Annotated in this window: 15 protein-coding genes and 3 tRNA genes; 10 read left to right on the forward strand and 8 right to left on the reverse strand. The window is 54.1% G+C overall.

What is annotated here, in order from left to right; all coding sequences use genetic code 11:
- Positions 1 to 194: 194 nt before the first annotated feature.
- Positions 195 to 1,250: a porin gene (locus tag ABLV12_RS27015; protein ID WP_004113859.1), complete on the forward strand. Its 1,056-nt coding sequence runs from the start codon at positions 195 to 197 to the stop codon at positions 1,248 to 1,250.
- A gap of 229 nt (positions 1,251 to 1,479) precedes the next feature.
- Here ABLV12_RS27015 and ABLV12_RS27020 read toward each other — a convergent pair.
- Positions 1,480 to 1,569, reverse strand: a tRNA-Ser gene (locus ABLV12_RS27020).
- A gap of 90 nt (positions 1,570 to 1,659) precedes the next feature.
- Between ABLV12_RS27020 and mtfA the strand changes: the two genes are divergently transcribed.
- Both mtfA and ABLV12_RS27030 read left to right on the forward strand, forming a co-directional pair.
- On the forward strand, positions 1,660 to 2,460 hold the full coding sequence (mtfA, locus tag ABLV12_RS27025) for a DgsA anti-repressor MtfA (RefSeq protein ID WP_160885917.1): 801 nt from the start codon (positions 1,660 to 1,662) through the stop codon (positions 2,458 to 2,460).
- 100 nt (positions 2,461 to 2,560) lie between these two features.
- Positions 2,561 to 2,636, forward strand: a tRNA-Asn gene (locus tag ABLV12_RS27030).
- Between the two features lie 57 nt (positions 2,637 to 2,693).
- Here the strand turns inward: ABLV12_RS27030 and ABLV12_RS27035 are convergent.
- The gene (locus ABLV12_RS27035) at positions 2,694 to 3,620 is read right to left on the reverse strand and encodes a LysR family transcriptional regulator (protein ID WP_026055910.1); all 927 of its coding nucleotides are present in this window, start codon (positions 3,618 to 3,620) and stop codon (positions 2,694 to 2,696) included.
- A gap of 127 nt (positions 3,621 to 3,747) precedes the next feature.
- On the opposite strand from ABLV12_RS27035, the gene ABLV12_RS27040 reads away from it, so the two are divergent.
- Complete coding sequence (locus tag ABLV12_RS27040; protein ID WP_032728417.1) at positions 3,748 to 4,155, forward strand: cupin domain-containing protein; 408 nt, start codon at positions 3,748 to 3,750, stop codon at positions 4,153 to 4,155.
- 337 nt (positions 4,156 to 4,492) lie between these two features.
- Here ABLV12_RS27040 and ABLV12_RS27045 read toward each other — a convergent pair whose 3' ends face one another.
- The 3 genes from ABLV12_RS27045 to ABLV12_RS27055 all read right to left on the reverse strand — a co-directional run bounded on the left by ABLV12_RS27045 (position 4,493) and on the right by ABLV12_RS27055 (position 8,865).
- On the reverse strand, positions 4,493 to 5,455 hold the full coding sequence (locus ABLV12_RS27045) for an alpha/beta hydrolase (protein ID WP_160885915.1): 963 nt from the start codon (positions 5,453 to 5,455) through the stop codon (positions 4,493 to 4,495).
- Positions 5,456 to 5,695: 240 nt separating this feature from the next.
- On the reverse strand, positions 5,696 to 8,383 hold the full coding sequence (locus tag ABLV12_RS27050) for a cation-transporting P-type ATPase (RefSeq protein ID WP_024274422.1): 2,688 nt from the start codon (positions 8,381 to 8,383) through the stop codon (positions 5,696 to 5,698).
- Positions 8,384 to 8,433: 50 nt separating this feature from the next.
- Positions 8,434 to 8,865 carry a universal stress protein gene (locus ABLV12_RS27055; protein ID WP_004103525.1) on the reverse strand — a complete coding sequence of 144 codons (432 nt, stop codon included), beginning with the start codon at positions 8,863 to 8,865 and terminating at the stop codon, positions 8,434 to 8,436.
- Positions 8,866 to 9,403: 538 nt separating this feature from the next.
- On the opposite strand from ABLV12_RS27055, the gene ABLV12_RS27060 reads away from it, so the two are divergent.
- Genes ABLV12_RS27060 through ABLV12_RS27070 form a run of 3 tightly spaced genes read left to right on the forward strand, consistent with a single transcriptional unit; the run spans position 9,404 to position 14,513 of the window.
- Positions 9,404 to 10,489 (forward strand): efflux RND transporter periplasmic adaptor subunit, encoded by a 1,086-nt coding sequence (locus ABLV12_RS27060; RefSeq protein WP_004103530.1) that lies wholly within the window; start codon positions 9,404 to 9,406, stop codon positions 10,487 to 10,489.
- Entirely contained in the window at positions 10,489 to 13,551 is a 3,063-nt protein-coding gene (locus ABLV12_RS27065) for an efflux RND transporter permease subunit (protein WP_004103532.1), read from the forward strand. The genes ABLV12_RS27060 and ABLV12_RS27065 overlap by 1 nt, the downstream gene beginning before the upstream one ends.
- Before the next feature lie 38 nt (positions 13,552 to 13,589).
- Positions 13,590 to 14,513 carry an acyltransferase family protein gene (locus ABLV12_RS27070; protein ID WP_160886028.1) on the forward strand — a complete coding sequence of 308 codons (924 nt, stop codon included), beginning with the start codon at positions 13,590 to 13,592 and terminating at the stop codon, positions 14,511 to 14,513.
- A gap of 34 nt (positions 14,514 to 14,547) precedes the next feature.
- On the opposite strand, the gene pagP is transcribed toward ABLV12_RS27070, so the two are convergent.
- A complete protein-coding gene (gene pagP / locus ABLV12_RS27075) occupies positions 14,548 to 15,123 on the reverse strand; it encodes a lipid IV(A) palmitoyltransferase PagP (protein ID WP_004103536.1) in 576 nt (191 codons plus the stop codon).
- A gap of 226 nt (positions 15,124 to 15,349) precedes the next feature.
- Between pagP and ABLV12_RS27080 the strand changes: the two genes are divergently transcribed.
- Positions 15,350 to 16,282 (forward strand): nucleoside recognition domain-containing protein, encoded by a 933-nt coding sequence (locus ABLV12_RS27080; RefSeq protein ID WP_024274425.1) that lies wholly within the window; start codon positions 15,350 to 15,352, stop codon positions 16,280 to 16,282.
- On the opposite strand, the gene ABLV12_RS27085 is transcribed toward ABLV12_RS27080, so the two are convergent.
- Positions 16,274 to 17,809 carry an alpha/beta hydrolase gene (locus ABLV12_RS27085; RefSeq protein WP_348867488.1) on the reverse strand — a complete coding sequence of 512 codons (1,536 nt, stop codon included), beginning with the start codon at positions 17,807 to 17,809 and terminating at the stop codon, positions 16,274 to 16,276. The two genes, ABLV12_RS27080 and ABLV12_RS27085, sit on opposite strands and share 9 nt — an antisense overlap.
- A gap of 174 nt (positions 17,810 to 17,983) precedes the next feature.
- Between ABLV12_RS27085 and ABLV12_RS27090 the strand changes: the two genes are divergently transcribed.
- Positions 17,984 to 18,241, forward strand: a complete 258-nt coding sequence (locus ABLV12_RS27090; protein WP_325905886.1) for a histidine kinase — start codon at positions 17,984 to 17,986, stop codon at positions 18,239 to 18,241.
- Positions 18,242 to 18,373: 132 nt separating this feature from the next.
- On the forward strand, positions 18,374 to 19,828 hold the full coding sequence (locus tag ABLV12_RS27095; protein ID WP_004103542.1) for an AMP nucleosidase: 1,455 nt from the start codon (positions 18,374 to 18,376) through the stop codon (positions 19,826 to 19,828).
- A gap of 819 nt (positions 19,829 to 20,647) precedes the next feature.
- Here ABLV12_RS27095 and ABLV12_RS27100 read toward each other — a convergent pair.
- Positions 20,648 to 20,723: transfer RNA gene (locus ABLV12_RS27100), tRNA-Asn, on the reverse strand.
- Positions 20,724 to 20,791: the final 68 nt, after the last annotated feature.

Consider the following 20,791-nt stretch of genomic DNA (forward strand, 5'->3'; position numbering starts at 1 on the left):
AAAAACAAAATATAAGTCATCACAAAATGATAGAATTTAAATATAATGAATATAACAGAAACATTTTGTAATATTAGATATAATTTACTTACATATTTCACTTAAAGAAAAATGAACTTAATCGCTAGTATCAAATAGTCAACCCGGAGGGAGTGACACAATTCATATTAATTATGATTAAAAGGGAATATATAATGAAAAGAAAAGTACTGGCAATTCTGGTTCCAGCTTTATTAGTCGCTGGCGCGGCTAATGCAGCAGAAATCTATAATAAGAACGGCAACAAACTCGATTTCTACGGCAAAATGGTTGGCGAGCACATCATGACCCATGATGGCGACAACAACAACTCCGACGATACCTCCTATGCGCGTTTCGGCATTAAAGGCGAAACCCAGATCAGCAGCGAACTGACCGGTTACGGCCAGTTTGAATACAATATCAAAGCAGACAAACCAGAAGGCCAGCAGGCTGATGATACCCGTCTGGCGTTTGCTGGTCTGAAATTCAGCGACTACGGCTCATTTGACTATGGTCGTAACTACGGCGTGGTTTATGACGCGGCAGGTTACACCGACATGCTGGTTGAATGGGGGGGAGACGGTCTGGTTTATACCGACAACTTTATGACCGGTCGTACCAACGGCGTAGCAACCTACCGCAACACCGATTTCTTCGGCATGGTAGATGGCCTGAACTTTGCTCTGCAGTATCAGGGTAAAAACAACGACACTGACCGCGCTAAAGCCAACGGCGACGGCTTCGGTTTCTCCGTTAACTATAACATCGACGGCTTCGGTTTCGTTGGCGCATACAGCAACTCTGACCGTACTGATGAACAGGCTGCGGACCGCAGAGGCGAAAACGCTGAAGTCTGGAGCCTCGCCACTAAATATGATGCTAATAACGTCTACGCATCTGTCATGTACGGTGAGTCCCATAACATGACTCACATGGAGTCTGGTGGCTTTGCTAACAAGACTCAGAATATTGAAGCCGTTGTTCAGTATCAGTTTGACTTTGGCCTGCGTCCGTCCCTGGGCTACGTCTATGCCAAAGGCAAAGATCTGAACGGTAACCGTGATGCCGATATCATGAACTACGTTGAACTGGGTACCTGGTACTACTTCAACAAGAACTTCAACGTTTACACCGCATACAAATTCAACCTGGTGGATGACGAAGATTCTTATATCACTGGCGCATCAACTGACGATCAGTTCGCTGTAGGTATCACCTACCAGTTCTAAGATTGTTTAGTGCATTTATCTCAAGCCCGCCTCGTGCGGGTTTTTTGTTTTTTAACGGCGAACCTCATCTGTAAACCGTTGGCATCGCGACGAGTCAAACACACAATGTTGCAATCTCTAACGATTGCCAGAGCAGTAAACCAGGAAGATGATGATTGTAGCCTTAAAAAGGCACGATACCATTTGTGACGGGAGTCGTTGAAAGGAAATCACGTAAGTGTTTGAATAGTGGCGGAGAGAGGGGGATTTGAACCCCCGGTAGAGTTGCCCCTACTCCGGTTTTCGAGACCGGTCCGTTCAGCCGCTCCGGCATCTCTCCGCTGTTGAGGTTGCTATAATGCCAGGTTCTTTGGCATTTTAATAGTTCCTGTCTCTTTAAATCAGTTCAAGTGACGACTTTGCGAGCAATATGATGTTTAAATGGCCCTGGAAAGTAGATGAAGAGTCCGGCAACGCGGAAATCCCCTGGGAAAAGGCGCTTGCCATCCCTGTGTTAGCCAACCTCTCCGACCATGAGCAGCAGCAGCTGGTGCAAATGGCTTCCCGCTTTTTGCAGCAAAAGCGTCTGGTTGCATTACAGGGGCTTGAGCTCACTCACCTGCAGAGCGCGCGTATTGCGCTACTGTTTTGCCTGCCGGTTCTCGAACTGGGGATCGAGTGGTTAGATGGTTTTCACGAGGTGCTCATCTACCCTGCTCCGTTCGTTGTCGACGACGAATGGGAAGATGATATCGGCCTGGTGCATAGCCAGCGAATCGTACAATCAGGGCAAAGCTGGCAACAAGGGCCGATCGTTCTCAACTGGTTGGATATTCAGGACTCCTTCGACGCTTCTGGCTTCAATCTGATTATCCATGAAGTGGCGCATAAGCTGGATACCCGCAATGGCGATCGCGCAAGCGGCGTACCCTTCATTCCGCTACGCGAAGTCGCTGGCTGGGAACACGATCTCCATGCAGCGATGAACAATATTCAGGATGAGATCGATCTGGTCGGCGAAAGCGCCGCCAGTATTGATGCTTACGCGGCCAGCGACCCTGCCGAATGTTTTGCGGTGCTCTCTGAATACTTCTTCAGCGCCCCTGAGCTGTTTGCCCCACGCTTTCCCGCGCTTTGGCAGCGTTTCTGCCATTTCTATCGCCAGGATCCGCTGGAGAGATTACGCGAGAATAGCCCGCAGGAGGATGGCGATAGCCCGGCAGTACACTAAAACAACGACCTGCACTAAATTTAGCCGTTTGAATCAGCAAGTTAAATTTAGTGTTGACACAAAAATACGAGACCAGTAGTATTCGCCTCGTTCACACGATTCCTCTGTAGTTCAGTCGGTAGAACGGCGGACTGTTAATCCGTATGTCACTGGTTCGAGTCCAGTCAGAGGAGCCAAATTCTAAAAAGCCTGCTTTCAAGCAGGCTTTTTGCTTTTCTGGCAATAACCCCGTCTTACTTCACCCTTTTGCTGCGCAACTTACCCTCTGCGTGCCAGCGCAGGGCGTCAACCACCAGCGTAAACGCCGTCGGAAGATGATTCCGGCCAGGATAATAAAGATAGTACCCCGGGAAAACCGGGCACCAGTCGGCCAGCAGCGGCACCAGTTGTCGGTTAGCGATATATTTCGCCGCCAGGTCGTGAGGAACATAGGCAATCCCTGCCCCGTCCAAAGCGGCCTGAATCATCAAAAAAGTATTATTAAAAACGGTTTGCCCTTCGACGCGAACGCTGGTTTTTTGGCTGCCCTTTGCAAACTCCCAGGCGTAAAGCGCGCCGTGGGTGGGCAAACGCAAATTGATGCAGTTGTGTGCCATCAGATCTTCAGGCCTTGCCACCGCCGCTTTGCCGGAAAGATAGCCGGGCGCGGCAACCACCGCCATCTGCACATCGGGCGTAATGCGCACCGCAATCATATCTTTGTCCACCTGATCGCCCATCCGCACGCCGGCATCGAAGCGCCCGGCGGCAATATCGGTCAGCTCATAGCCAACGCTGAACTCAATATGGATATCCGGATATCGATTTAATAATGGATGCAGGCGGGGCCATAGCACGGTGACAATGGCATGATCGTTGGCGGTGATGCGTACCGTGCCGGCGGGTTTATCCCGTGAAGCGCGCAGCGAAGCCAGTTCATTTTCTATTTCATTCAGCCGCGGCGCCAGTACGGCCAGCAGGCGATTTCCGGCATCGGTGGGCGACACGCTACGCGTGGTGCGGATTAACAACCGCACCCCCAGACGCTCTTCCAGACCCAGCAGCGTATGGCTCAATGCCGACCGGGAAACCCCCAGCATTGCAGCCGCCCGGGTAAAACTTCGCTCCTGAGCTACGGTGACAAAGGCCTGCAGATCGTTGAGTTTTTCTTTGCTCATCATTGGTGAATTTTTTGCACCAGTGTATTCATATTTGACCATCTTATCATTTAATCAAACCTTCTCTACACTTTGTTCTGCCAGTCCAGATGGGCTGCTTAAACGCCCGAAACTGAAATGTGGAGACACCATGAACGAACAATTTGACGGTAACGGCATTTTTCCCAAAGGGGAGAAAAATGAGGCCTATGCGCAGTATTTTCAGGGCACCAGCTACCTGAATATGCTCTCCACGGAAGGGGTCAATATTGGTAACGTGGTCTTTGAGCCCGGCTGCCGTAACCACTGGCATATTCACCATAAAGGCGGGCAGATCCTGTTGGTGACGGGCGGACGCGGCTGGTATCAGGAGTGGAATCAACCGGCGCGAGAACTAACCGCGGGCGATGTTGTGAATATTCCCGCAGGCGTCAAGCACTGGCACGGCGCGGCCGCCGACAGCTGGTTTGCCCATATTGCCGTTGCCGTCCCTGCCGAAGGCGCATCTAACGAATGGCTGGAGCCGGTGACCGACGAAGCCTACCGCCAACTGCCTTAAGCAACGAAACTGCAGAGTTTGCCTATTCATGACTAAACTCTGCTGGTTCGCTCGGGTAAATTTCCTCCGCTAATTAAATAAAGCCTCAGCGCTATTCCAGGTTGGCGGCGCTACCACCGGCGTGGTAAGCGCGGTCAATAACAGCAGCAGCGGGATGCGCGCAAAGCTGACGGCCTATCGTCACAACCCGGTAAGCCTAAGTTGACGATGTGAATCGACAGATGATAGCGAATCTGCAGATTTGCGGGATTGAGCCCATGGTGAAATTGCCGGTTTTCGTAAGCCGGTTAAGTCGCCACCCGGCAGATGTGTGGCCTGAATAGATCAAACAGGTTTATCATCTCTGCTCAACAGCAGGCTGTTTTATCTGCAGTAACGCCTGGTTATTCTCGGTCCCGCTTATCGTCAGCAGCGCGCTTTGCAACGAGGCACTGAACATTGCCCCGTGCGACAGGCCGGGATAAGGCCACCAGCTGACCGCAACGCCATTTTTCCTGAGCCGGGAAACCGTCTGCTGAACTTTACTGCGCGTATCCACTGCCCCGGCGGAAGAACCGCGCTGCGTCGCAACCGCGCCCTCCATCAGGAATAAGGCGTTCCGATTAAACGCCTCGCCTTTTGCCCCGACCATTCTGTCTAACAGCGCGGCTTGACCTCTTCCCAGAGAAGGACTGGCAGAGAAATAGAGCTGAAAGCGGGATGACGTCAGCCAGGCATCAATAACAAATAATCCACCGTAGGAGTGCCCCCAGATAGCCCGTCGCTGAGGGTTGATAGCGATCCCACGCTCAACTTTTACCATAATGGTATCCTCTAAGAGGCGGCGAAACGCCCCGCTACCGCCGCTTTTCCGCCGATCCCAGCGGTTATCGGCGGGATTCTCTTCGACTTTCGGCCGATAGTCATAGGCTCGGGCAGTTTGATCGAAGGGCAAATTCGTTTGATAGCCAATGGCCACAATGACGGGCGGCGTTTTATGCGTCAGCTTTTCGAGCAGCGTGTCGGACAACCGATCCATCACCGCGTTGCCGTCCAGGGCGTACAGAACCGGATACCCCTGCGCGGGCGGCGCCGTATTCGGTATCGCCGTCCAGACCTTATAATGTCGTTCACCATCGGAGGAATCGAAGGTCGTGACGTTGAAATGATAATACGCGGAACCGCGGTCGGCGATATTCGGCCCCAGCGGGCTCATATCGGGTTTGGCGTAAGCGTTAAGAGCATACAAGGTGGTAACCAGCGCGGCGATAAAAATCCGCCCTTTCGGCGGATAAGCGAAACAAGAGTTGCGAAGCGACATCGGTTGATTTTTCCGGCACATTATCGTTATTGATAATGATTGCTAATATCAATCTCAATTGCAAGCTACGCGATTAGCCTCGCAGGCGCAGCGTTGTGCCTGCCCGGGATAGCCAGTCATCACATCATCGGGCACCCGGACAGTTTTGTCATTCGGCTAAGGCGATAGCCGCCATTCGGGAATATCCCGGCTCGCGCCGCACTGAGCCGGGATACCGAGAGTGCCGCTTTCTGGTCAATATCAGGCCGTACGCCATCTCCGGGTCAGCGGCTTCTCGACTTCCACAATCAGGAACATCACAAAACCGATAATAAAAGTGATAACCCAGTAGCGGAACGGCAGCGCTTCGGTGCCAAACAGCATCTGCATAAATGGCGCGTAGATAATCAGCAGCTGCAGCACCAGCAGCACGCCGCTGACAATCCAGATCCCCCGGTTCGCCAGCAATCCTTTACTCAGCGAGAAGCCATCCGCCACGCGACAGTTGAGCATATAGAACCACTGAGCAGTAACCAGCGTCTGTAACAGCACCGTACGAATAAACTCAGGCGAATAGCCGCGCGGCTGTAGCCAGGCTTCAAGCACAAAGGCGCTGACGGCAATCATCGACCCGACAAAAATCACCCGCCAGATAGCAAAGCCGTCCATCACGTGCAGCTTAGGGTCGCGCGGCGGCCGGCGCATGATGTTCTTCTCACCTGCCTCAAAAGCGAGACCAAACGACAGCGTGGCGGAGGTCGCCATGTTCATCCACAGGATCAGCACCGGCGTCAGCGGAATTAAATTTCCCGCCAGTAGCGCAATAATAATCAACAGCCCCTGCGCGAGGTTGGTCGGCATAATAAAGAGGATGGTTTTTTTCAGGTTATCGTACACCCGGCGGCCTTCCCTGACGGCGCTGGCAATGGTGGCGAAGTTATCATCGGTCAGCACCATATCTGCGGCCTCTTTGGTCACTTCGGTGCCCTTAATCCCCATCGCAATACCGACATCGGCCTGCTTCAGCGCCGGGGCGTCGTTCACCCCGTCGCCGGTCATCCCGACCACCTCTTTTTTGCTTTGCAGCGCCTGCACCAGGCGGAATTTATCCTCCGGGCTGGTACGCGCAAAGATATCGAATTTCTGCGCGGCTTCGCTGAGCTGAATGTCGTCCATCACCTCCAGCTCTCTGCCGGTAATGGCGTTTTCCGCATTGCCAATCCCCAGCATCTTGCCGATACTCATCGCGGTTTGCGGATGGTCGCCGGTGATCATCTTCACGCGGATCCCCGCCTGCAGGCAGTCGCCGATGGCCGTAATCGCCTCTGGCCGCGGCGGATCCATCATCCCGGCGATCCCGAGCAGAATGACGCCCTGCTGCAAATCCTGATGGGTGAGTTCCGTTTGACCGTCGGCGGCGGGTTTCCACGCCGCCGCCACCATCCGCAGCCCTTCCCGCGCATACTCTTCGATTTTGCCTTCCCAGTAAGGCTGGTCGAGCGGCTCCAGGCCATGGTCGGTTTGCTGATGCTGGCACAGGCGGAACAGGACATCGGGCGCGCCGGTAATCAAAATCATCTCTTCATCGCCGATGCGGTACAGCGTCGACATATATTTATACTGTGAATCGAAGGGGATTTTGCTGCGCAGCTCAGTGTTGAGCGCCGGGAGCGGGACTTTCGCCGCCAGCACTTTCAACGCCCCTTCGGTCGGGCCGCCGGTAATTTTCCACAGCCCGCTTTCATCTTTAATAAGCTGACTGTCATTACACAGATCGATAGTGCGCAGATAACGTTCCAGCAGCGTGCCCGGCGCAACGGTTACCGGCGCAGGCTCATCGATCGGGTGAATATTCCCTATCGGCTCGTAGCTGTCGCCCTCCACCCGATAAACTTTATCGGCGGTTATCACGGCTTTCACCGTCATCTCGTTCATGGTTAGCGTGCCGGTTTTATCCGAGCAGATCACCGTCATTGCCCCGAGGGTTTCCACGGTAGGCAGCTTGCGGATAATCGCCTTCTGACGGGCCATGGTCTGCACGCCGAGCGAGAGAATAATGGAGATAATTGCCGGTAAACCTTCCGGTACCGACGCCACCGCGAGGCTAATCAACGACAGCATCAGCTCAGAAACCGGCATATCGCGGAACAGCAGGCTAAAGACAAACAGCGCGGCCATCATCACCAGGATGATGATAAAAATGGCTTTACCGAGCTTATCCATCTGCACCAGCAGCGGCGTTCGGTGTTTTTCGATATCCGACATCATCTGGTTGATATGACCCAGCTCGGTATCGCCGCCAGTGGCCACCACCAGGCCTTTTCCGCCGCCCGAACTCACCGTGGTGCCGGAAAACAGCAGATTGGTACGATCGCCAAGCGGCAGCTCGCCGCTAAGCGCCTCGGTGCTTTTCTCCACCACCGTCGATTCGCCGGTCAGAATCGCCTCTTCCACCCGCAGGTTATGCGCTTCGATAACCCGCAGGTCAGCAGGGATGCGATCGCCGGCGCGGATCACGACGATATCGCCGGGTACCAGAGCGGTTGTCGGGATCGTTTCATGGTTGCCCTGACGAACGACCACCGCTTCGCTGGAAAGCATGTTGCGAATGCTCTGAAGCGATTTTTCCGCGTTGCTCTCCTGAATATGGCCGATCAGGGCGTTAATCACCGCCACGCCCAGGATCACCAGGGTATCCACCCAGTGCCCCATGACCGCCGTCAGCAGCGCCGCCGCCAGCAGCACATAGATCAGCACATCGTTAAAATGCGCCAGAAAGCGCAGCCATGCCGGCTTTCCTGCTTTTTGCGGTAGCGCATTCTCGCCGTACTGCTGCAAGCGCGCTGCCGCTTCAGCACCGCTGATGCCGTCCGGGGTACTGTTGGTGCTGGTCAGGGTTTCTTCGACGGAGAGCTGATAGAACGGGCCGCCCGGTTTTTCTGTATTCATAGTTATCTCCTCACTCCTGTATCGGAAATCAGGACAGCCTCAGGCCGTCCTTAGCGCACCACAAAAACCGGAACATGGGCATAGCGAACGATCCCTGCCGCCTCCGACCCCAGCAGATGCGTCTGAATATTCGGGTTACGCGAGCCGATTATCACCACATCCGCCTTCAGCTCATCGGCCAGTTTGGTCACTTCATCGCGAATGTTGCCGCTGCGAATGTGAATCTGCATATCGTTTTCCGCCAGCGTGAGTTTTTTAACCAGTTCAACCAGCTTTTCCTTAGAAGTATTCATCAGATAATCTTCCATTTTCCGTGCATCGGAAATAAAGCCGCGCGTCAGCACTGGAGAAAAAGCGGGAATCACGTGAAGAAGATGAATCTTTCCGGAGGAGCTTTGTGCTAGGAATTGGGCGTGGGACAAAGCCTTGTCCGCCAGACCGATTTCAAACACATCAACCGGCACGAGGATATTTTTATACATAGAGACAATCCTTTTATTACCTATAAAAAAGGTGGTGAAAACAGCCCAGGCACTGGCGCTGGTACTGAGGAGGAAATCTCAAGAACAAAATTTGCTGGACGTGTAGGTATAATTAAACGTAGCACACCACGGTTAACATGATTAACCCGCCAATTAATTTATTGAAAAATATCACAGAGTCAGGCACAGCCAGACAATTCAACTGCCAACCCGGTAAAATCGTCGCCATCACCGTAATTTTTGCTCTTTTTAACATTTCTGTTTTACTGCGACTATCCTCATTATCAGTGGCTTGTTCACTTTCTGCCGCCCCACAATAATTATTATGATAAGAATTTACTTAGCTAAGCATTAGAGCTAAAGGAGGAACAATGTTCGGTTACAGTCTGTTTCGCCTGAGCCTGTTTATTGCCCTGGCAATAATCGCCTGTACGGCTACCGGGTTAATTACTTATTGGGTTGTTTCGGCCCTCGCTGAATAAACACAGCGATTGTGAATAATATGTAAAAGATAGCCTTTTACTTCGAGGGGAATACAGTGAACCGTTATTTTTCTCTCATCCCGCTTGTTATTTTAATAACAACGGCTTGCGATCGGAAAGCGCCAGAAATTACGCCGTTACCGCGGATGGTTAAGGTCGCTGAGGTGGTGGCTATCGGCGAGTCACAGCAGCGCGTATTCCCCGCCCGCATTGAGTCCGGAGACTCCACTGACCTCTCTTTCAAACGCGGCGGCCAGATTGAATCTCTTGATGTGCGCCAGGGAGCTAATGTGACTCAGGGGCAGACACTTGCCCGGCTTAACGCCCGGGAAGCGCAGCAGCGGGTGAATGAGCGGCAAACCGCCGCCACCCTCGCCCAGCGGCAATTCGATCGATTCCAGACCCTGGCCGGTCGTCAGGCGATTTCAAAAGCGGAAATGGATATCCAGCGAGCCAACCGCGACTCCGCTAATGCCGCGCTAAAAATAGCCCGGGAAGAGCTGTCGCAAACGACGCTAACCGCACCGTTCAGCGGCGTAGCCGCCAACGTTCCGGTACGTAACCATCAGGTGGTCGCCGCCGGACAGCCGATTGTCACCCTGACGCGAACCGATCTGCTCGACGTGGTGTTTAGCGTTCCGGAAAACCTCTTTACTGCGCTGGATATTCGCAACGCGCAGTACCGTCCGGTGGTTAAAATTAACGCCATGCCGGATCGCCAGTTTACCGCCGAATACAAAGAACATACCGGCAGCAGCGACAGCAGCACGCTCACCTGGCAAATCATACTGACCATGCCGCGACCTGCCGACTTTCCCTCGGTCGGCGGCGTGAGCGGAACGGTGACGGTTAATCTGGCGAACCTGCCCGCCAGCGCCGGCAAAAATGCAGTCGTGGTGCCTGTCGAAGCGGTGTTTAATCCGGATAATCGCCCGCGCAACGAACCCCACGTGTGGGTGGTTCAGGGCAGCGGCGATCGGCTCCATCTGGAAGAGCGCAAAGTTGGCGTGGGTCAGATCACCTCACAGGGCGTGGTGATTACCGAAGGGCTCAGCGTCGGCGAACGCGTGGTGGCGGCGGGCGTCAGCGAATTACATGCGCAACAACCGGTTCGAATCTGGACGCGTGAACGAGGTTTGTAATGGATATCTCCCGCCAGTTTATTAACAATCCAATCCGCGTCTGGCTGACTATTTTACTGCTGGGCATCGGCGGGATCTTCGCTCTGCTGAACATCGGCCGGCTGGAAGATCCGGCGTTTACCATCAAAACCGCGGTGGTGGTTACCCATTATCCCGGCGCTTCAGCGCAGCAGGTGGAAGAAGAAGTCACCCTGCCGCTGGAGAACGCGCTGCAGCAGCTGCCCTATCTCGATAACGTCAGCTCCATTTCCTCTAACGGCCTGTCGCAAATTACCGTCAACATCGCCTCGCACTACCACTCCAGCGAGCTGCCGCAAATCTGGGATGAACTGCGCCGCCGGGTTGGCGACGCCGCTCGCCAGTTCCCGCCCGGCGTCGCTTCTCCATTCGTGAATGACGATTTTGGCGATGTCTTTGGCTTCTTCTTCGCCCTCTCCGGCGAGAGCTTTACTAACCCTGAGCTGGTTCGCTATGCCGAGCAGCTGCGCCGTGAACTGGTGCTGGTGCCCGGCGTCGGTAAAGTCGCCATCGGCGGGGCGATCCCCCAGCAAATCAACATTGATATCTCATTGGCGAAAATGGCCGCCCGCGGGATTACGCTCAACCAGCTGGCGGCGATCCTCAGCCGGTTGAACGTCGTCTCTAACGCCGGAGAAATTAAATCCGGCAGCGAATCGATCCGCCTGCATCCCACGGGCGAGTTTGCCAACCTCGACGAGCTGGGCGATCTGTTAATCAGCCCGCACGGTTCGGGAACGGCGACGCGGCTGCGCGATATTGCCACGCTCTCGCGCGGGCTGAGCGAAACGCCCTCCAGCATTTACCACGCCAACGGTCGCCAGGCGGTCACCATGGGGGTGTCGTTTATCCCCGGGGTTAACGTGATTGATGTTGGCCGTGCGCTGCAAAACAAACTGGCGCAGATGTCGGCGGAAAAACCGGCCGGGATCAACATTGACCTGTTCTACGATCAGGCGGCGGAAGTCGCCCATTCGGTCAACGGTTTTATCACCAACTTTCTGATGGCGCTGGCGATTGTCGTTGGCGTACTACTGATCTTTATGGGCGTACGCAGCGGTATTATTATCGCCCTGTCGCTGGCGCTCAACGTACTCGGCACGCTGCTGATTATGTATCTGTGGGGGATCGAGCTGCAGCGTATTTCGCTGGGGGCATTGATTATCGCCCTGAGCATGCTGGTCGATAACGCTATCGTTATCGTCGAAGGCGTGCTGATCGCCCGCCAGCAGGGATCGACGCGACTTACGGCAATTAATTATGTGATTCGCCGTTCGGCCCTGCCGCTGCTGGGGGCCACGGTGATTGCGATTCTTGCCTTTGCGCCGATTGGGCTGTCGCAGGACTCGACCGGGGAATATTGTAAATCGCTGTTCCAGGTACTGCTGATTTCGCTCATGCTGAGCTGGTTCTCGGCGCTGACCATTACCCCGGTGCTCATTAAGTGGTGGCTGTTTAAGCCTCAATCTCAGCCGGTGGCACAGGCCGATACCAACCCGTACGGCGGACGCTTTTACCGCCTGTATCAGCTGACTCTGCAGGCCCTTCTGCTGCGCAAAACCGTCACCCTGACCGTCATGGCGGCGCTGCTGGCCGCCGCTATCTGGGGGTTTGGTTCGGTGCGACAAAACTTTTTTCCCTCTTCAAACACGCCCATTTTCTTTGTCGATCTCTGGCTTCCCTACGGTACCGATATTGCGACCACTGAAAAGATGACCAGCGATATTGAGACTGCCATTAACGGCCAGCCCGGAGTCGTCACCACCGTGGCTACCGTCGGCCAGGGCAGTATGCGGTTTATCCTGACCTACAGCGGGCAACGGCAGTACAGCAACTATGCGCAGATCATGGTGCGAATGGACGACCAGCGCAGCATTGCCGCCCTGACGCAGCATGTAGATCGCTATATTGCGCGTAACTATCCGCAGGTGAACGCCAGCACAAAACGCGTGATGTTCGGCCCTTCCGGCGACAGCGCCATCGAGGTGCGGATCAAAGGTCCCGACCCAGACAGACTGCGCCTGATCGCCAGCCAGGTTGGCGATATCCTCTCCGCAGACCCGGCCACCGATGGTGTTCGCAACGACTGGCAAAACCGCAGTAAAGTTATCCGTCCCCAGTACTCCACCGCCCTTGGGCGCGAACTGGGCGTCGATAAACAGGATATCGATAACGCGCTGGAGATGAACTTCTCCGGCAGCCGCGCGGGACTGTACCGTGAGGGTGCCGACCTGCTGCCGGTGATAGTCCGCCCTCCCGCCGCCGAGCGCCAGGATGCGAATCACTTAAATAACGTGCTGGTCTGGAGCCAAAGCCGCCAGCAGTATATTCCGCTCAGTAACGTGGTCAGCGGCTTTCACCTTGAATGGGAGGATCCGCTGATCCTGCGCCGCGACCGCAGCCGCGTGCTGACGGTGCAGACCGATCCCGACCCGCTCAGCAACCAGACCTCCGGGGATATCCTCTCCCGCGTGAAACCGCAGATCGATGCGCTGGTGCTGCCGCACGGCTACAGCATCGAGTGGGGTGGTGATGCGGAAAACTCCAGCGAGGCGCAGCAGGGACTGTTCACAACCCTGCCGCTGGGTTACCTGGTGATGTTTATCATCACCGTACTGATGTTCAGTTCGCTGAAAAATGCGATTGCCATCTGGCTGACCGTACCGCTGGCGCTGATTGGCGTAACGCCGGGCTTCTTAATCACCGGCATCCCCTTTGGTTTTATGGCGCTGATCGGTCTGCTCAGCCTGAGCGGAATGCTGATCCGTAACGGCATCGTGCTGGTTGAGGAGATTGAACAGCAGAAGCAGGAAAAAGAGCAGCAGGAGGCGATTATTTATGCCGCCACGTCGCGTTTACGTCCTATCCTGCTGACGGCATTTACCACCGTGCTTGGCCTGGCGCCTTTACTACTGGACGTTTTCTTCCAGAGCATGGCGGTTGTTATCATGTTTGGTCTGGGTTTTGCTACTATTCTGACGCTGCTGGTTCTGCCGGTAATTTACGCCTGTTTCCACAATAAGGACATGAAGCGACAACCATGAATAGTACCGGGTTAAATATTATCAAAACGCTGGGATGCATGACGGCGGTGACCTTCTTCACCATCTACAACACCTGGGATAGCTATGATTACGACTATCACTGGATCCTCGGGTTTTTGACGTTTATTTCGACTATCGCCACGCCGCTGTTTTTTGTGGTGGCCGGTTATCTCGACTCGCAGTCCCGCCACGATTCGCAGTGGCAAATGGGCAAAATCAAAAGCGTGGTTATCGTCTTTCTGTTCTGGATGACGGTGTACTATCTGTGGGAGCCTTACCAGCGCGGCTACCTTATCCAGCCGTGGTTTGTCTTTGCGTTTATCGTGATTTACACCTTTCACCCGGTCATCGAGTGGCTTAGCCAGCGGCGTAAACTGTTTTTTGCTGCAGTTTTCTCGCTGCTGCTGCTCTCGTATGGGTACGATCTTCTGTCCGCGCTGTACCCTGATATCCATGCGCTGAGCCTGGCGCCGCAGTATCGGCTATGGACATGGCTGCTGTTTTATCTGACCGGTCAGCTGTTCAGCGATCCGCTCGTCGCCGGCTGGCTCAGGCGCGAAAAAGTGGTTAAAGGGGCGATGATCGCCATCCCGTTTATTTATCTTTTCACCTGGTTTTACGAGCGCCATTTCTTTTTCGCCTTGTTTAAGGCCGACAGAAATGCCTTCATTCTTACCGGTTCACAAATTTATATTCTGGTCGTCGCGCTGGTGATTGCGGCCAACGGCGTTCGGTTTCGTAAAAACAGCGAGTTTAAAGAGGCCGTTCTCGCCACCATCAGCAAAACGATGACCGGCGTCTATATTCTCCACTACTCCGTTTTTCACCTGCTCACCGCCTTTATCCCGATTAACTCACTGGGTACCAAATTAATGCTGATTTTTCTCACGTTTATCACTTCGGTACTGATTTCAATGCTGGCGCTGTCAAATTCGGTGGTGAAAAAAGTGATTACCATTTGACGTTCGCCGATTCAGGCCAAGACCGCCAGCGCATTTAAAAACCGTAGCGCAGCCAGGCAAACAGCACGTTGCCGTTATTATAGGTGCCGGGAATATAGGTGAACTGCACGCTCAGACGGCGATAGCTGGCGGAAAAAAGCGGCAAAATAATCGGCAGGGGTACGTAGTTGGCAAAGTCATCGCGGGCGGTGATCCCGGCGGTAACGCCAAGTCCCAGGCGAAAATCGCGGCGACTATCAAGATACCACCCCTTCTCCCAGCCGTAGCCGATTATCGGCTGCCACTCGTTATGCGAATCCTTGAACATCATGGCGTAGAGAGAACTCCAGTTGCCCTCTGCGTTATATCTGGAAACGCCAAAACCCCCGCCCCACGGCATTTCATTATAGTTATCCGTTTTCTCTTTATCGTACATAAAGCGGTTATGCCAGCTGAGAAACGGAAGATACAGATCGTAGTTTTGCGGCTCATTCCAGGTCTGCGAGACATCGTTTTTTAACCAGCTCCACCAGCCGCTGATGCGCTGCTCGCCATATATCTTCGTTTCAGCCTGTACCGAAAAGGCGAAAATAAACACAATTCCCCACGCTACCCGTAGACAACGTTGCATAGTTTTATCCTTAAAGAAAACCGCCCGGTGTTAATTCAGTTTGAGAACAAAAAACAGGCTTTGCAAATATCGGCCAAGAAATTTTGTGCGCTGGCTGGCGATAATGGCAAGTCCAGTTGCGGCCCCATTTCAGGACAGAGAGAGCCGCTGCGGTGATTTCATTTCCTTGCTGGTGGGATTATGATGACGCTAATTATCCTTTCTGTCCGCAGTGATTGAGAAATAGATGGACTTCATCAGCATTATTATGTCGGCGGGAAAAACCTCCGTCGATGTGGCCCTTTATACGCTGCTGCCAATCATGGTTGTCATGCTCATCGTCATGAAATATCTGGAAGTACGCGGGGTGCTGGATATCATCGTGCGCTGGCTCGCGCCGCTGCTTAAGCCGTTCGGCTTAACCGGAATGAGCGCATTTGCGCTGATTCAGATGAATTTTGTCAGCTTTGCCGCCCCGCTGGCGACCCTTGCCATTATGGATAAACGCGGCGCCTCGGACCGGCAAATGGCCGCTACGCTGGCAATGCTGTTTGCCATGGGGCAAGGCAACGTATTCTATCCATTAACGCCCTTTGGCCTGCACTGGCTGGCCTCTATCGTTATCTCCATTGTCGGCGGACTGTGCGCCGCCGCGGTGACCTGGCATATCACCGGCCGCAGGCTATCGATGGTTGAAAACGCGCGGGCCGAAGCGCTGCCCGAGGCCGAACAGAACAGCCAGGGGATTATCGCCGTGATTAACAGCGCCGGCTCCGACGCGATTCGCCTGGCGCTCGGCGCGGTGCCCATGCTGATCTTGTCGCTGGCTATCGTCGGGTTTATGCAGGCGGCGGGCCTGATTGAGATGCTCCAGCGTCTGCTCCTGCCGCTGCTGCTGTGGCTTAACATCCCGGTTAACTTCGTGCTCCCGGCGCTGGTCAAATGCGTGGCTGGCGGGACGGCCTATTTCGGCGTGATCTCTGAACTCGTGCAGCAGGGAAAAGTGACCATCAGCCAGATCAACGCCTCGGCAGGTCTGTTAGTACAGACGTTTGACCTCCCGGGTATCGGTATCTTTCTGGGCGTCAGCTCGCGCTTCGTGCGCCTGTTCCGCTTCGCCGCCGCCGGCGCTATCGCCGGGATCGCCATCCGCACCGTGATGCACCTGACGCTATTCTGATGCCACCGACTCCGGACGGAGGCAGGCAGCGACATCAGCCTGCTCGCTGCAGGCAATATGATGGTCAATTCTCACCATCATCCAGGGGAAAAACGGGTTGGAGGTCACGCGCATCAGCGTATCCAGCCCGACGCTCAGCGTCGAGGTTTCCCCACGCAAAGAGATCGTGCCGATGCTGATCCCGTAGCGATTTTTCTCCGCCGGTTCCCGGCCATAGAGCGAATCGGTCAGCGGGAACGGCACCGCCACGTGCGACAGCGAATACATATCCTGCGGCCAGGCAAGATGCAGCGGCGTCACGGTTTCGCTTCGCGTTCCGGCAAGCGTGGTGCGGGCCACCGTCTCGTAGGTGTCGGGGGCAGCGTTAGTAATCACCGTGGTGGCATAGGGCCGCGGTGCTGGCGGCAATAACGTATTCACCGCCGAATAGAGCGAGGGACGGAATAGCGCGCGTAGATTCGCCGCCTGGTTAATATCGAAAATCACCAGTTCGCTTCCGTTATCCGGCAGATAGCGATACAGCGACTCTACCACCGCCCGGGTGCTCACCGTGGAGTCCATCACCGACTGAAACGTTAACACCGGCGCCAGTTCGGAAAGCCGATGATTTTCCGCCTCCTGCACGATTTGCTGCTGCAGCGCCTGCGACAACAGCCATGACTGCCTTGCGGCCTTAACCGGGAACGAATTGTATTTATAGGGATTGAATTCCGGGACGATATTTAGCCATGCCGCGCGGGCAAAAGCCGGAAATACCGAGGGTAAACCGGCCAGTCCGGCAAAACGCGCAAAGGCGGTGACGCCAATCATCGGCGACAGCAGGATTATCTGCTGCGGCCGGTGCAGCGCTTTATCCTCCAGGCTATCGAGAGCGTATTTTAGCGCCAGCGCCCCGCCGTTGGAGTAGCCAACCACGTGCAGCGGCACGTTATCCCCGGCCAGGCGCGTCGCCTCGCGCACCGCAAGACGGGTTGTCGCTATCCACGCCTCGCGGTCCACGGCGGTGAGCGCGCCCGGAGCCGTACCGTGCCCGGGCAGCCGCGGGGCGACGGCGACAAATCCCTGCTGCTGATAGCGCTGCGCCAGATAATGCACGCTATAGGGAGAGTCCGTCAGGCCGTGCAGCAGCACCACCGCGCCGCGCGGTTTGCCCTGCGGCAGCAAAATAAAGGAGCGATTCCAGTCGGGATGAAACTTATCCGGATAGACCAGGCTTTGTGCGTAAAAACGGTTAATCGCCGTTTTTTCATCGTCGCTCAGCGCATCGGTAATGTGGCTTTTCATATCGCGGAAAATCGTCGCTTCCCGCGTCTGGTAGTCAGCAAAAGTGGCGTGGTCAATCTCGCTGGCGGTCATTTCATTCGCCGTCCAGGTGTGCCAGCGGTGCAGCGCCGGGCCGCGCTGCGATTCGTAAATGCGGCCAATAAAAAAGACCACCACCACCACCAGTAGACCAATGATGGCTTTTTTCGCCATCGAGACCATTCTTAAGCCCGACTTATTCAGCAGCCGGGTAAAACGCATCATTGCCATATTTCTGTCCGAATTATCTCTTTATCCACCGGGTGGGATTATTACCCGGAGCGCTGCAGATCCTGCGATTCTCTTTTTAAACATAGACTAAACCAACTGCCTGTTCTTATTGTCAGATGAGATGCAAACAGGAATTATCGCCGGGGGTAACCGGTCAGGAATTAACAAATGGAATGGTGGATTAAAAAACTACGCGAGGCCACAACGTCTACACATACCTGGGCGGTTCTGCAAAGCGGCCAGTTAACGATTGTGGCGGAACTGACTCCCTGCGCCCGGCGTCTACAGGAAGGCGATAAGCTGACGCCGTTGGCGGACGCGCTTTACTGCATTAATAACGATAAAACCCTCACCGTAAAGGTGCTCAACGCCACCCATTTTAGCGCCGATCGCTGGGCCGCTATCGTCAATGCCTCCATCGGTTAATGGATAGTATCCAGCTTCAACGGGTTCTAATCTCAGTACTTTCTTAGCTAAGCGGGGTAAATTGTCCAACGCCTGTTTCAGTCTGTGACATACTAAGCACAACGTCAGCAGAGCAGAAATAAGGAGTAGGTCATGAACCAGAAAGCCGCCAGGCTGACCCCAGAAGAAGCGCTCACGCAACTCGAAGCGCTCTATGAAAAATCGGTCAATGCGCTGCGTAAAGCTATCGGCGAATATATTCACCACAATACGCTTCCCGATAATAGCGCCCGTGCGGAAGGACTGTTCGTTTACCCGGAGCTGTCGGTATCGTGGGACGGCTCGGAGCATAAAGCCTTAAAAACCCGGGCCTGGGGCCGTTTTACCCATACCGGCTGCTATACCACCACCATTACCAACCCTAAACTGTTTCGCGCCTATTTGCTGGAACAGCTCACCATGCTGTATCAGGATTACGATGCCTGCATCACCGTCGGGCTATCGCAGCATGAGATCCCCTATCCGTACGTGATTGATGGCTCCGAGCTCACGCTCGACCGTTCAATGAGCGCCGGCTTAACGCGTTTTTTCCCCACCACCGAGCTGTCGCAAATTGGCGATGAGACTGCCGATGGCCTGTTCCATTCCACGGAATACTATCCCCTGTCGCACTTTGACGCCCGCCGCGTCGATTTCTCGCTGGCGCGCCTGCGTCATTACACCGGCACGCCGGTTGAGCATTTCCAGCCGTATATGCTATTTACCAACTATACCCGCTACGTCGATGAGTTCGTGCGCTGGGGCTGTAGCCAAATTCTCGATCCCGATAGCCCCTATATCGCCCTCTCCTGCGCGGGCGGGATCTGGATAACGGCGGACACAGAGGCCCCGGAAGAGGCAATTTCCGATCTGGCGTGGAAAAAGCATCAGATGCCGGCCTGGCACCTGATCACTAAAGAGGGTCAGGGGATCACGCTGATTAACATTGGCGTAGGCCCGGCTAACGCTAAAAACATCTGCGACCATCTGGCGGTGCTGCGCCCGGACGTCTGGCTGATGATTGGCCACTGCGGCGGCCTGCGCGAAAGCCAGACGATTGGCGACTACGTGCTGGCTCACGCCTATCTGCGCGATGACCATGTGCTGGATGCGGTGCTACCGCCGGATATCCCTATTCCGAGCATCGCCGAAGTTCAGCGCGCGCTTTACGACGCCACCAAGCAGGTTAGCGGAATGCCCGGCGAAGAGGTTAAGCAGCGGCTGCGTACCGGAACGGTGGTTACCACCGACGATCGTAACTGGGAACTGCGCTACTCGGCCTCGGCGCTGCGCTTTAACCTTAGCCGCGCGGTGGCTATCGATATGGAAAGCGCGACCATTGCCGCGCAGGGTTATCGCTTCCGCGTTCCCTACGGTACCCTGCTGTGCGTCTCCGATAAGCCGCTGCACGGTGAGATCAAGCTGCCGGGACAGGCTAACCGCTTCTATGAAGGGGCGATTTCCGAACATTTGCAGATTGGTATTCGGGCGATTGACCTGCTACGCGCCGAAGGCGACCATATGCATTCGCGCAAGCTGAGAACCTTCAACGAACCGCCGTTCCGTTAAGCGCATAGATAACACGAGCAGAATAAACTCAGTCCGGATGGCGTGACATATTTACGCGGCCACCCGCCGGACTGAGCGTTAGAGAAAGAGAGTCATTCGGACCAGGGGATAATCACCATTACCCTTTCGCTATAAATTAAAACATTTATTTCTTTAGTGCTAACTATTTCTCTGACCGTAGCCACACTGCTTGTCTGAAATATTATTGTGCTAACTTCCGCAATTAAAAACTGCCTCGCCGATTATAAAAGTAAATATTCCATTAACATATCTATATCAATTGCCGCATGGTCATAAAACGCACAATAGCAGACTGGGTAACACTTGAATTACGTCTCATAACCCCTTAAATTAATTAAAAAAATTTATGTGTAACAAAACTGCCATACAGAACAGGCAGCGCTCGAGAGAGATCAAAATAATCAAAGAGTTATCTATGGCCGCTACTCTGCTATCGAATCATCATTTAATAGCGTCAGGTTACTTACAACAAATATCTTGTTACTCAACCACAACAGATAAAATTGCACATGTCGCCAATATGCAATCATGGATAAGCTTATCGGTCGCCATCAGTAATGTACTATTTTCGTAAAAGTATGGAAGACAGTTTTATGAAATTAACCATAGGGAATATCCGCCTGTTTATTTTAATAGCAACTATATTTTTCTGGACGGTCGCGATCGGGCTCGTTTCCCTTGTGGTATCCTGGTTTTAAAACCGTGTTCGAAGGCAAGGCCCTGGCGTTGCCACAATCGTGACTATGCAAGAGAAAGCAAAAAGCCCGCTTAAGTTTCCTTAAGCGGGCTTCTTAAATTTGGCTCCTCTGACTGGACTCGAACCAGTGACATACGGATTAACAGTCCGCCGTTCTACCGACTGAACTACAGAGGAATCGTTTGAACGAGGCGCATATTATCGATGACGCCCGATCTTGTCAAAGGCTGTTTGCACATTTCAAA

The sequence above is a fragment of the Klebsiella sp. CN_Kp100 genome (assembly GCF_040065315.1).
GTDB lineage: Bacteria > Pseudomonadota > Gammaproteobacteria > Enterobacterales > Enterobacteriaceae > Klebsiella > Klebsiella oxytoca.